13 protein-coding genes and 3 tRNA genes are annotated in these 13190 nt (G+C 38.4%); 4 read left to right on the top strand and 12 right to left on the bottom strand.

Annotated elements, in window-relative coordinates; genetic code table 11:
• The first annotated feature begins 300 nt into the window (after window positions 1-300).
• The 3 genes from MY533_RS00400 (at window position 301) to MY533_RS00390 (ending at window position 540) form a co-directional block, all read left to right on the top strand.
• Window positions 301-375 (top strand) — tRNA-Gly (locus MY533_RS00400).
• An 11-nt stretch (window positions 376-386) separates the two neighbouring features.
• Window positions 387-463: transfer RNA gene (locus MY533_RS00395), tRNA-Met, on the top strand.
• A 5-nt stretch (window positions 464-468) separates the two neighbouring features.
• A tRNA-Glu gene (locus tag MY533_RS00390) sits at window positions 469-540 on the top strand.
• A 183-nt stretch (window positions 541-723) separates the two neighbouring features.
• Here MY533_RS00390 and MY533_RS22060 read toward each other — a convergent pair.
• The gene (locus tag MY533_RS22060) at window positions 724-855 is read right to left on the bottom strand and encodes a hypothetical protein (protein ID WP_256469492.1); all 132 of its coding nucleotides are present in this window, start codon (window positions 853-855) and stop codon (window positions 724-726) included.
• Between the two features lie 139 nt (window positions 856-994).
• On the opposite strand from MY533_RS22060, the gene MY533_RS00385 reads away from it, so the two are divergent.
• The gene (locus MY533_RS00385) at window positions 995-1246 is read left to right on the top strand and encodes a hypothetical protein (protein WP_248717611.1); all 252 of its coding nucleotides are present in this window, start codon (window positions 995-997) and stop codon (window positions 1244-1246) included.
• A 150-nt stretch (window positions 1247-1396) separates the two neighbouring features.
• Here the strand turns inward: MY533_RS00385 and MY533_RS00380 are convergent, their stop codons facing one another.
• The 11 genes from MY533_RS00380 to pth form a co-directional block, all read right to left on the bottom strand.
• Window positions 1397-1825 (bottom strand): S1 domain-containing RNA-binding protein, encoded by a 429-nt coding sequence (locus tag MY533_RS00380; protein WP_036215142.1) that lies wholly within the window; start codon window positions 1823-1825, stop codon window positions 1397-1399.
• Between the two features lie 134 nt (window positions 1826-1959).
• On the bottom strand, window positions 1960-2424 hold the full coding sequence (locus MY533_RS00375) for an FtsB family cell division protein (protein ID WP_248717610.1): 465 nt from the start codon (window positions 2422-2424) through the stop codon (window positions 1960-1962).
• Between the two features lie 17 nt (window positions 2425-2441).
• The gene (gene yabQ, locus MY533_RS00370) at window positions 2442-2933 is read right to left on the bottom strand and encodes a spore cortex biosynthesis protein YabQ (protein WP_371873279.1); all 492 of its coding nucleotides are present in this window, start codon (window positions 2931-2933) and stop codon (window positions 2442-2444) included.
• Window positions 2930-3229: a sporulation protein YabP gene (yabP, locus tag MY533_RS00365; protein WP_004229167.1), complete on the bottom strand. Its 300-nt coding sequence runs from the start codon at window positions 3227-3229 to the stop codon at window positions 2930-2932. Before yabP ends, yabQ begins: the two co-directional genes overlap by 4 nt.
• Before the next feature lie 159 nt (window positions 3230-3388).
• Window positions 3389-3679: an RNA-binding S4 domain-containing protein gene (locus tag MY533_RS00360; RefSeq protein ID WP_132364343.1), complete on the bottom strand. Its 291-nt coding sequence runs from the start codon at window positions 3677-3679 to the stop codon at window positions 3389-3391.
• 4 nt (window positions 3680-3683) lie between these two features.
• Window positions 3684-5144, bottom strand: a complete 1461-nt coding sequence (gene mazG, locus MY533_RS00355; RefSeq protein ID WP_248717609.1) for a bifunctional methyltransferase/pyrophosphohydrolase YabN — start codon at window positions 5142-5144, stop codon at window positions 3684-3686.
• A gap of 9 nt (window positions 5145-5153) precedes the next feature.
• On the bottom strand, window positions 5154-6776 hold the full coding sequence (locus tag MY533_RS00350) for a putative polysaccharide biosynthesis protein (protein ID WP_248717608.1): 1623 nt from the start codon (window positions 6774-6776) through the stop codon (window positions 5154-5156).
• 148 nt (window positions 6777-6924) lie between these two features.
• Window positions 6925-7461, bottom strand: a complete 537-nt coding sequence (gene spoVT, locus MY533_RS00345; protein ID WP_132364334.1) for a stage V sporulation protein T — start codon at window positions 7459-7461, stop codon at window positions 6925-6927.
• A 507-nt stretch (window positions 7462-7968) separates the two neighbouring features.
• Window positions 7969-11481: a transcription-repair coupling factor gene (mfd, locus tag MY533_RS00340; RefSeq protein WP_248717607.1), complete on the bottom strand. Its 3513-nt coding sequence runs from the start codon at window positions 11479-11481 to the stop codon at window positions 7969-7971.
• 425 nt (window positions 11482-11906) lie between these two features.
• Window positions 11907-12134, bottom strand: coding sequence for an anti-sigma-F factor Fin (locus MY533_RS00335; protein WP_132364328.1), 228 nt, complete (start codon window positions 12132-12134; stop codon window positions 11907-11909).
• A 419-nt stretch (window positions 12135-12553) separates the two neighbouring features.
• A complete protein-coding gene (pth, locus tag MY533_RS00330; RefSeq protein WP_248717606.1) occupies window positions 12554-13114 on the bottom strand; it encodes an aminoacyl-tRNA hydrolase in 561 nt (186 codons plus the stop codon).
• Between the last annotated feature and the right edge of the window lie 76 nt (window positions 13115-13190).

The following is a 13190-nucleotide window of genomic DNA, read 5'->3' as shown; positions in this document are numbered from 1 at the left end:
TACACTGATATTTTTCTACTTAAGAACAAAAAGTTTGATAAATTCCCAGTCAAAAGGCTCAACACCAAAAGTAGTAGAGGCCATTTGTTAAACTTACTCCATTCTTTATTCAGTAGAAGACTACCTCTTGTAACTGACGCTTCGCTTTTGCTATCAAAATATTTAAACTGCCGTTTCACTTTCGTATAAAAAAGGTTAAATAATTTATAAAACCATATATTTTTATTAATTTTTTTATAAAAACTTCTTGACGTTAGTTACAAAGGCATGTATTATATAACTTGTTGCTTAAGACAAAACGCGGAAGTAGTTCAGTGGTAGAACACCACCTTGCCAAGGTGGGGGTCGCGAGTTCGAACCTCGTCTTCCGCTCCATAATATTTAATGGCGGCCTAGCTCAGCTGGCTAGAGCGTACGGTTCATACCCGTAAGGTCGGGGGTTCGATCCCCTCGGCCGCCACCATAGTAGGCCCCTTGGTCAAGTGGTTAAGACACCGCCCTTTCACGGCGGTAACACGGGTTCGAATCCCGTAGGGGTCATCTCAAATAGGCGTCTCAGAACGATTTCTGAGGCGCCTATTTTTTTGCATATTAACATTGGATTCTAGAGAAACATCGAATATTTTTTTTCTACCCGAGACCCCAGAGCATTCAATTTAGGAACATCCTGCGATAATGGTTCAAGAGCAGTTTCCCTTTGTTATTGTAGCTGTTGTTACGTCGCTACCGCTTCGCACAGACAATACCCTGTTGTTGCTGTCGCTTCGCTTTCGCACAGACAATACCCTGTTGTTGCTGACGCTTTGCTTTCGCACAGACAAAAACTTTGTTGTTGCTGCCGCTTCGCTTTCGCACATAAAAAATACTCGTTGCTCCTAACGTCCCCTCGGAAGGTCCTAGCTGAAACGGAAATCAACCCAAGTTATGGTGGTAAGAATAAAAATATGGCATACTAATAATGAAAAAAGCGTGTAAACTAGGAGGTTTATTTCCTTTGGGTTCATTAACTAAAGCTGCTTTAATTTGTGGAAGTGGCTCTATGATTATTCTCGTATCCATTCTTATTAATTTACCATTTGCCGTACAAACATTTTTACTCCTCGCCGGATTAGCGGTTAGTGTTTATGGTGTGTTTTTACTTGTTAAAATGGTCGTTAAGCCACCCGAAAAGTCATTAGAAACACTAACAGAACAAGCATCCGCACAAGCTCCTAAAAAGAAGAAAAGACCGACATCCACGTTGTAGGGCGATACATAGATCCTACTAGAAGGGTTTTATGACTTATAGCTAGATGAGGTGTATGCAAACATTATTAAAAAAAGGGATTAGCTTTATTAAAAAGCTAATCCCAAATCTATTTAATACACTTTTTCTACGATTAAAACAGTCAGCAAACTACCCTCTTCTAGCTCCACGACCACCGCGTTTTGATTCTGTAGCACGTTTAAGTGTTGCTAGGCGTTCATCACTATCTTTTAAGAAACGTGCCATTTTTTGCTCAAAATTTTCTTTTGGCTGATGACGATCGTTGCGATCATTAGAACGATTATCGCGACGTGGACGTGCTGGACGCTCTGGTCTCTCTGCTTGAGGCTTTGCTTTACGGATTGAAAGACCAATCTTCCCGTCCGCTTCAACATTCATCACTTTTACTTCAACTTCATCTCCAACTTTTAGATGCTCATTGATATCTTTTACATAATTGTCAGCAACTTCACTGATGTGTACTAAGCCTGTTTTGCCGTCTGGCAGCTCAACGAATGCTCCAAAATTTGTGATTCCTGTTACTTTACCTTGTACCTTGCTGCCTACTTCAATTGACATAAAAAAAATGCTCCTCCTTAAAAATTAAGCGACTCATTTGAGTCATGTAATCAATTTAATCAAACTTTTTACTACAATAAGTTTCTCTTTTCATTATATATAACAATAAAAGAGTGTCAACAATACATAGCTTTTCAGTCTTCTTTTTTACCTTTCTTTTCTGATATGCTGTCTTTTTTATCTTTTTTCTCCGGTATATCGCCTTTTTGCCCTTTTTCGTCCGGTATAATGAAAATTATTTCACCTTTTTCGGATAGAAAATAATCTTTGCGTAATAATTTTGCGATATACTCATCATCCTCTAACTGTTTAATTTTAAGATTTAACGAATCTCGCTCATCTTTCAATTCAGAAAGATGCTCCTTCGCTTCAATCTTTTTTTGCTCTTTTGCAGCTAGCGTTTCATTTTGATTCAAAAGTATATTTAAGAGAAAGGCAATAATAACGACTGGCACAATCGCAAAAAAGGCAATACGGCGTATTTTCCGTTTTCGCGCTTGAATTTTACGATTTATAGCTTTATCCGTGTTACGGACATAGTCATTATCAAGTTTAGTATAGTTTTGTTGGTCATCCTTTGATGAACGACGTATAGTCATGCCCGCACCTCCGAAAATTATTGTTGTCTTTTATTATACTTGATAAATCGAACTTTTTTAAAAAAAGTGTTGGACAAATACGAATAAATTTTGACAAAAGGTCTTAAAAGAAACGCACAAACACTTATTAAGAATTTAAAAATATGTCGAATAATAGCACTTATTAGTCGTATAATGAACCACAGAGGTCTCCATGTTATATTCACAAAAACCCTTGCGACGAAACGTAAAAAAGTTTGAAAAAACGTTTGATACAAAAAAATTCCGGCTATTTGCGCTAGCGGGTCATAAGCCCGCCAAGCGCCATCTTTTAGCCAAAATAACAAATAGTATGTCAGGCCTCCAAGCAAAATCCAGGTAAGTAGTTCAAATACCATCATCCACCTTCGAAGGCTTGACCTTTTTGGAGTTGAAAAAACAATGAGTCTTACACTATCAATAATGAACCCAACTGCTATACCGCTCAAAACCATGACTAATAGCTGAACAAATTGTTCACTAACAATCATCCAAACAGTTTATGAAGGAAACCTTTCGAGAAGCCACTTTCCTCCTCGTCATACTGCAAAGTTTTTACAGTTCCTTCAAGCGTCAATAACCCTTTGTCAACATCTAAGTGAACGATATGCAGTTCTTCTCCACGGATTAACAAATGCCCTTGGGACGTCTTAATGAAAAATTCTTCCTGATCAAAGCGTTCAATCGATTTTACAGAAGTCATGTCCATTCTTTTACGATTACGAATCGTTAAAATATGCTCTCCAGATGGAATTGTGTAACGGTTACTTTCTTGATGTAGCGTCATTTTCTTCCTCCTTTAGTCGTCCTAGCTTCTGTTCACTTTATGCGGACAACCTTAAAAGCATGACAACTTTATTAAAGTTGTTTCACTTTTATCTCCACTTCAGCACGTTTATGGCCAAAGCTAAACGACAACTTCAGAAGACTCCTACACTACTATTTATTAATCCTCATCATCAATAAATTCAGGTTCAATTTTTTCAAGACGCTCTTCCTTCAAAATAGTAAACATTTTTGCGGCATCTTCTTTTTTCACAGTATCACGTAATTCCTCTACACGTGCTGTCACAATTTTTTGTCCAAAACGAATAGCTAGCTCATCGCCAGCTTTAACAGCACTACTAGCTTTCGCGACCTTATCATTAATCGTAATACGGCCTTGGTCTGCTACTTCCTTCGCTAATGTACGACGTTTAATTAAACGTGATACTTTTAAAAATTTATCTAATCGCATATTTTTACTCCTTTTCTTGCAGCTTCGCTTCATTCCAGAAAGCATCTAATTGTTCTAATGTATAATCAGAAAATGGCTTTCCACTTTCCTTTACCTTTGTTTCCACATAACCAAAGCGTCTCGCAAACTTCTCATTCGCATGTAACATAGCCTCTTCTGGAGATAGCTTGTAGAAACGTGCTAAATTCACAAGTGTGAACAAGACATCCCCAAATTCATCAAGACGTGACGCATTTGTACCTTTCGTCACCTCATTACGAAATTCCTGCCATTCCTCTGCAAACTTGTCCCATGCACCCTCTACATCAGGCCAATCAAATCCTACCTTTGCAGCTCTTTTTTGATAATTATATGCTGTTTGTAGAGCAGAGGACGCCCGGTATTCCTCTTTTAATAGTGGCTTATCACTTATACCCTTTTCTTCCGCTTTTATAACTTCCCAGTTTGCTACAACACCCTCTGCATCTTCCACCGATACATCTCCAAATACATGCGGGTGTCGACGAATCATTTTTTCACTTATCGAAGCCAATACATCTTCCAACGTAAAGTAACCTTGATCTTCTCCGATTTGTGCATGAAGGAACACTTGTAACAGTACATCTCCAAGCTCCTCAATCATCGCAAAGTCATCCTCTGCATCTACCGCTGCCAAATATTCGTGTGCTTCTTCTAGTAAATATTTTTTCAGCGACTCATGTGTTTGCTTTTGATCCCACGGACAGCCATCCGGACCTCGTAAAACAGCAATAATTTGACGGAAGGTTGTCCAGTCTCGTAAAGCTTCCTCTTGTGATTTCACAGGCGGCACATATACCGTTGTTAAATTATCTACCTCAACGCTTTGGTCGAGCTCATAAAGTGGTACTGTCACTAATTTTTCCTGTGACGAGCCCGCTGCTGTCACGACTGTAACAGGGTATTCGTCATCGTATTTCTCCATTAACGTTAGCTTTACTTCTGATGCACTAAATGTATCATATACTTGGGCTATTAAAATATGTTGACGCATGTTAATGTCATGCATAGAAAAGCTAGTGCCATCCAGCAGTTGAAAACCTTCAATTGGGTCGATTTTTAACGCGCCAAATATTGGATCTAAAAAGCTTTGCCCACCTTCAATGACTAGTTTTATTTTTCCCTCATCCGCAGCAGCAATAAGCAATTGTACAGTCTGCTCTGCTACAAGCGGATGCCCCGGTACGGCGTACATGACATCTTCATTTTTTGTAGCAGCCACAAGCTTTTCTGCAATTTCCTCATACACAGGCTGGAACGTATTATGTTTTTCATAGACTGCGTCAAAACTTTCAAATTGTAAGCCCTCAGCAGATAATTCTTCTAATACCGGATGATCCACTGTACGAACATATAATTTTCTTGCCGCTTTTAGTTTTTTATAGACACCCATTTGCAACTGATTAAAATCACCCGCACCTAGACCTATAACTGTTAACGTATTCAATCAATCCACCTACTTTTTTCGATTTAACCATAATTGATAAACTGCCATTTTGCGCCCAAACGGTAGTAAGTACCACTCTTTTTCGACTAATACTCGTAACTTAGCAATTATGGTGATCATTATAAACGCCCCTAAACACACGGCTGAAAAACCGACTACCACTGCGACAAATCGAGGTGATAAAAATTGGCTTAACAACGGTGGTATAAACTGTAGCCAAACTAGCACTACAGCTGCCATGCTAAGTGATGCAATTCCAACTTTTTTATAAAAATTGGCTGACGCTAATTGAATGGCAGTCATTCTCTTTAAATAAAAAATAAGCATTAGAGCCGTAAACAAAAGACCCACATTGTTAGCAATAGCTGCACCTAATACACCAAACAAACCAATTGTCAGCACATTCAATATTATTTTTAACATAAAACCTATAATCAAAAATAAAGCTGGCTTTTTTAATTTGCCATAGCCTTGCAAAATAGCTGTAAATGTTAAAATAACCGACAATGGCACAATTTGTAATACATAAACCATAAGTACTTCCGACAGTGCATCTGTTTTAAAGAGCATGGCATTAATATAAGGCATAACAAGTATTAAACCTAGAGATGCCGCCCAGCCAAATAATACAGACGCTTTATACGTTAGTTGAATAAACGGAATCGCACTACGACCTTCCTGTTTTTTGGACATATGCGCGACAAGAGGCACAATAGCAAGAGAAAGTGAAGAAGCAATGACAACTCCGAGCTGCACCAATGGCTGCCCGCGATCATAAACGCCTTTTGTTGCCTTAGCTACCGTCTGATCCATTCCACCATCTATTAATAGCGAATAAATTGTAAAGGAATCAACTAACTGATAGCCAAGTAACAATAGACCACTCATGCTCACACTTAAACTAAGCAATGTTACCTCTTTAATAATGGGGAAACTTTCGATACGCCGCTGTTGTTTCTTATTATTAAATAAACCAAAACGTTTTTTAAAAATAAACGCAAGTAATACAAAGCCTACAATTTCGCCAATAACTGTACCTATGATAGCCATTTGTCCAGCACTATATAGTGATTCTGTCGTCTTCATAATGATAAATGTTCCAGCTAAAATAACTGATACTCTCACAGCCTGTTCAAGGACTTGCGCGTAAGCAATCGGCTCCATAATGCCTCTTGATTGAAACCCGCCCTTTAAAATAGCATGTGCTGGCATAACAAGTACTATAAATGAACCTGTCCGTATTATAGGCGCAAGCTGCGTATCGCCCATAAGCTGCGCAATTATTTCAGCACCACTAAATAAAGCGACAAAAAACAATAACGATAGTACTGTTAAATAACGAAAGACAATACGCATAATACCGCTTCGTTTTTGCTCCCTCTCTAGTGGGTCTAAAATACAATCATTATCTGCAAGCATTTTAGAAACAGCGACTGCAAATCCACTAGCTGTCCATACGACAAAAATAGATATAACCGGATACACCTGCTGATAAATATAAAACCCTTCATCACCAACAAGATTTTGAAAAGGCACACGATAAATTGCACTAAGAACCTTCACAATAAGAGCAGCAATTGTAAGTAAGGCCGCTCCCTTCATGTAGCTTTTCATGCCAAAACGTTCCGACATAAATTGCCCTCTTTCCTTCTTTAACAATGCCAATAGTATAGCATATCTCCAAAGTTTGACGCGCGCGGGTAGCACTACCGTATAACTATGTACGAAAAAAAGTTATTGTTCAGCCTAAAAAGGTCAGCGCAATAACTTTCAATTCTTATCAACTATTCATTTGTTTAGCTAAGAAGTTAGCAGCTGTTTCAGCAACTTTCACTTCAACTTCACCGATAAAATGTACTTTAGACAAAATGATAATACAGCCGATCGGATCACCATTTACCATAATAGGCGTTGCACAATAAGACTTAACTTGCTCATATTGTCCAGGAACAATCTCGATAGTTGTTTCCATTTTTTCTATTTTTGTTGAACGTTCGTCCATAAAACCTTCCGCAAAGGATGTAATACGACGATTAATATACTCTTTTTTACCGATCCCTGAGACAGCAATTACTTCATCTCGGTCAGTTACAAATGCTGGAGTACCTAACGTTTCATATAACGTTTCCACATATTCCCTTGCAAATTCTCCTAAATCATTAATTGGAGAATATTTCTTTAAAATGACTTCACCTTCACGGTCTGTATAAATTTCTAGCGGGTCTCCCTCACGAATACGTAACGTTCTACGAATTTCTTTTGGAATAACCACACGCCCTAAATCATCAATACGACGAACAATTCCTGTTGCCTTCATTCATAATCCTCGCTTTCGCTACAATGAAATTTTTTCAATTTTAGTATGGTTTTTTATGAAGCAATCTATGCAAAAACTGAAGAAAAAGGATTTCACATCCAACAATATTTTCAAAAAGGCCTTAAACCTAAGCAAATACCTGTAGAATTTCAACTTCAATCAACTTATCTTAGATTAACCACAAAAACAAATTTTTATAAATAATTTATAAAATATTTTTAACAAGAAATAATAATAATTCAACCTTTACCATTACGTCAATAAGACAAAAGGATGTTTATCACAAAAGAACCATAACAAAAAGTGATACTTTTACCCTTATTTTCCCTACTATCTAGCTCCTGAGTCTCAATTTGTAATATTGCTCTCTAAGGAGCCACACAGTCTACAGTAAAATTAACGAATGAAGATAAAGCGCCACAACATTCACAGAGTTTTCCTTGTAATTTTTTGTTTTAAATGATAAAAAGCTGATCATTATCCTAGGAGATAAGATCAGCTTTTCTTCTATTGTTGTTTTTTCGAGTCAGCAATAATATGCATCATTTCTTCTAAAATATCAAAGGGTTGATATTTCCCACACTTTCGTTCATCAATCGTTAATTTCAATTGCATACCATCCATGCCAAACCCGACAGCACGTTCAAATTTCATAGATTCTGCCACAATTTTACCGCCGTCAACTTGCCCTGTACCTTCTTCTGACAACAATATTGTGATGATTTTTTGCTTTTCTTTTACAGACAATACACCTGTACTTAAGCCCCATACCTTCATACGCGCAACCCGCAGTAAACGCTCTGTTTCAATTGGAAGATCACCAAAACGATCCTGTAATTCCTCTATGATTTCGCTGTACTCCTCCACTCGATCCATTGCTTTTATACGTTTATACATTTGAATTTTTTGATAGCCATCAGGGATGTATACATCCGGGATATATGCATCCACACTCAATAAAATTTCAATGTCAGGCTTCTCTTCTTTTTTGACACCTGTTTGGCGCTCAGCAATCGCCTCTTCCAGCATTTGTGAATATAAGTCAAAACCAACAGAATCAATAAAGCCATGCTGCTGCGCTCCAAGTAGATTTCCAGCACCACGAATAGATAAGTCACGCATAGCAATTTTAAATCCTGAACCTAACTCTGTAAATTCTTTAATCGCCTGTAATCTTTGCTCAGCTACATCCGTAAGAACTTTATCACGTTGATACATAAAGTAAGCATAAGCCACCCTATTAGAACGCCCAACACGTCCACGCAATTGATAAAGTTGCGCTAAGCCCATTCGATCCGCATCATGAACAATCAATGTGTTAACGTTTGGTATATCCACGCCAGTCTCAATAATAGTTGTCGTTACAAGCACATCATAGTCACCTTCTAAAAAGGCTAATATAACAGATTCTAATTCTGATTCCGTCATTTTGCCATGTGCATGCCCAATACGTGCTTCTGGGACAAGCATTTGAATTTCATCAACCTTACGAGCCATATCTTCTACACGATTGTATAAGTAGAATACTTGCCCACCACGCGCCATTTCTCTCTCAATAGCTTCCCGCACTAATGCACCGCTATGCTCCATTACATAAGTTTGCACAGGGAAACGGTTCGCTGGTGGCGTTTCAATTACCGATAAATCACGAACACCTACCATCGACATATGAAGTGTTCTTGGAATCGGAGTTGCCGTTAGCGTTAATACATCAACATTCGTCTTTAGTTGTTTAATTTTTTCCTTATGCGTTACACCAAAACGTTGCTCCTCATCAACAATCAGCAACCCAAGGTCTTGGAATGTTAAATCTTTAGATAAAATCCGATGCGTGCCAACGACAATATCAACTTGCCCTTCTTTTAAACCCTTTAATGTCGCTGTTTGCTCTTTTTTTGTGCGGAAACGAGACAAGAGACCTACATTAATAGCAAAGTCTTGGAATCTCTCACGAATCGTTTCGTAATGTTGCTGCGCTAAAATCGTTGTCGGCACAAGGAAAGCTACCTGCTTGCCATCTTGAATTGCTTTAAATGCCGCGCGGATCGCTACCTCTGTTTTGCCATACCCTACGTCTCCACATACAAGACGATCCATCGGACGCTCACGCTCCATATCACGTTTTACTTCAATAATTGACCGTAGCTGATCCTCTGTTTCTTCATAAGGGAAAGAAGCCTCAAAATTACGCTGATCGTCGTTGTCAATCGCGAATGCATGGCCTTTCTCTGCTTCACGTTTCGCATACAGCTTAATTAAATCATCAGCGATATCTTGCACAGCAGAGGATACTTTTGCTTTAGCTTTTTTCCACTCTGCTCCACCTAATTTATGTAGCTTCGGTTCTCGGTCTTCAGATGCTACATATTTTTGGATTAAATCTATTTGCTCTACCGGAACATATAACTTATCATCTGCACGGTATCGGATGTGTAAGTAATCCTTATGTGTACCATTTACCTCTAATGTTTCTAAGCCTATATATTTCCCAATACCGTGATGTACATGTACAACATAATCGCCCGGTTTAATTTCTGTATAGCTTTTAATACGTTCTGCGTTCGTCATTTTTTGAGGACGCGCCTTTTTCTTTACCTGTTGTTTAAATAGCTCATCCTCTGTAACAATCACCAAGCGTTGTAGTGGTAATTCAAAGCCACTAGATAGTGAGCCATCCACAATATAAATACCCGCTTCTGTCGGCTTACCAATTGTCGTATGAATATCGTATTCTCCGAGCATTTGCTGTACACGTTTAACACGATCTTTATCTCTCGCAACAATTAGTACTGTAAATTTACCAAGCAGCCAGCGTTCAATCTCACTTTGTAATAATGACATTTGGCCATGAAATTGTTGCATTGGCTTGCAAGAAAAGTTTGTCGTCTTATTAAAGGATACACCTGCAAAAGTTCGCGAAAATAATGAGAAATATAGTTTTTGTTGAGACAGCATTGCTAAAATTTCTTTCAAGGAGAATGCTGGCTTTACGTCATGCACCATTTTTCCTTCTTCAATTAATGATAAAAACCATTCATCCTCTTCACGCTCCCAGGCATCCATAACCTCCTGAATACGTCCGAGCTCATCAAACAGCACAATGCCATCCTGTACAAAATAATCTCCTAAATAGGATGTTTTCTCATATAATAACGAACCATATTTATTTACATAGTCCGGTAAATTCCCTTGTTGTAACAATTCAATATCATATTGAATATGCTGATACAGTAATTCCTTCGTCTCCTGCTTTTTGACCTTCTTTAAACTTGTCGCTAATGCAGCTTCTAAACGGCCTGCCAAAGCCATTCTTTCTTCCTTTGTCAAAATAACTTCTGACGCTGGTAAAATACGAACCTTCTGCAATTTATCAATGGAACGTTGATCGTCCGCAGAAAATGTTCGAATCGAGTCAACTTCCGTATCAAATAATTCTATTCGAATCGGCTCTTCTAAATATGGTGGATATATGTCTAATATCCCTCCACGTAGCGCAAACTCTCCAGGTGTTGTCACCATCGAATTACGCACGTACCCCATCTCTACTAACGTTTGTAGCCATTCATCAATCTGAATATCTTCGCCTACTGAAATTTGTAAAAAATATTGTTGCCAATGCTCTTTAGGCTGCATCATTTTACGTAAGCCCGCAACTGGTATCACATAAACAGCTTTTTCGCCTCTTGCTAAGCAATCAAGCGTTGCAATACGCTCAGCTCGCAATTCTGGAGAGGCAACAGACAAATCTGCAACAATAAACTCATCGGCAGGATAATAATGAACATGCTCCTCACCTAAAAGTCCCGCCAGCTCGTCAACCATTTTTTGTGCCTGCAATAGATTAGGAGATACAATATAAATAGGTTTTTTTACATATTCAAATAACGCATCGACCATTACCGGGCGCGCGCTTCCTGTTAATCCTGTTATAAGCTGTGTTGCAGAATGACCGCTCTGAATCTCCTGTAAAAATGATGCGATATGTTTGTCCTGCATCACAAGCTGTCGTAAAACTTCCAATGTCAAAAGCTCCTTTCAGCGCATAATTCTATTCACCATTACTAGTAATCTAGTACTATAATATGCATCTTTATTGTATTTTTTATCAATTATGCCTCCACATAATTGCGTCCGGAATCGGCTTTGTTCTTGCACAAAGTACTCCTTTTCGATTCCCTGGCATCCGCCGGAGGCTTTAGGCCAACACGATGTTGGTCACTCAGGCATTTTCACAGGATGTGTCATTCTTATCCTGAGTTCCTCTATTTCAGCGGATGTTTGGAACCCGCTGAAAAATGACTTAAAACCACATTCATCACACCACCTATAAAAATAGGAGACTTCTGTACCTGTCGCTACGCTTTCGGTACATAAAACAATTGCTGAAAAAAGTTAAATGGAAAAAGCTTTGAACGCACATGATGTGCGCCAAAGCATCCTTCCAATCATTGAATCCATTTATTGAGTGCGTGATAATCTGGATATTGTTTCAGTGAATCCTCACACTGCTCACAAATGCAGTGCACCGTCGTGTGACCATGCTGATCTTTCTCAACATAATCATCCGCTTCACCCATTTCGAAAATATGTAGTTTTCGAATTGTATCATCTGCATCAAATGGTAGTGTTCCTATTTCTACTTCACAATGACGACATCGATAGCGAACTGACATCTCCAAATCATCCTCCTTTAAGCAACTTACTACTTAAAGTATAGACATTTGTAAAACAGATTATGCACTTCCAATTTCGCCTTAACGCCATTTAGAATATAGAAACTTGGGGTTGATTTTCGTACCAACCGTGCGCTTTACTAGGGACGTCCGATAAGCCGCTTAGTTCAACTGTACGAAAACGCAGCGGCAGCGGCAAATGCTTCTGTACGAAAGCACAGCGGCACGATATTGGACACAAAAGCGTTATCACAGGACGTGATGGTTGTAGCCTTTGTTCCTCTATTGCTGATCCCCAAGGAGTCACCCAATCGGAACGAAGATCAACTTATTTATATAACATAAGTTTTAACCTAAAATTTTCCCCAACCTTAGGTATAAAAACAACTGTAATATCCACACTACGCTTTAATCTATTATTACCCGTTAAAGCGATTCATCACATCAAGAAATGGCTTTGAAAGAGATTCTTCTACTGCATCTACACATTTTTCAATCGCTTCGCCAACAATAGCTTGATCTTCTTTTGAAAATTTTGATAACACATAATCTGCTACCTTCATACCAGCTGGTGGACGATTAACCCCAACACGTATGCGATTAAATTCTTGTGTATCTAAATGCTGAATTAATGATTTAATACCGTTATGTCCACCCGCACTTCCTTTTTGACGCAGGCGCAATTTTCCTGTTTCTAAATCTAAATCGTCATAAATAACAATTAAGTCTTCCACATCAATATCAAAATAGTTCATAAGGGGCCCAACACATTCCCCCGATAAATTCATATATGTTAAAGGTTTAACAAGTAGAACCTTTCCTTCAGGACGATGTACCGTTGCATACATACCATTAAACTTTGAATTAGTTAAAGGTGTACCCCATTTTTCAGCTAATGCATCAATAACATCGAAGCCAATATTATGTCTTGTATGCTCATAAGGCTTACCTGGATTTCCTAAACCAACGATAATTTTCATAAGTACCCCTCTTCTTTCAAATCTAATAGTCATTATTTTACCATACCATACGCTAAGAAAGCAGTTTGTACAGTTT

The sequence above is a fragment of the Lysinibacillus sp. Ag94 genome, from assembly GCF_023242215.1.
Lineage (GTDB): Bacteria > Bacillota > Bacilli > Bacillales_A > Planococcaceae > Lysinibacillus.
This window is presented reverse-complemented; position numbering and strand designations above follow the sequence as displayed.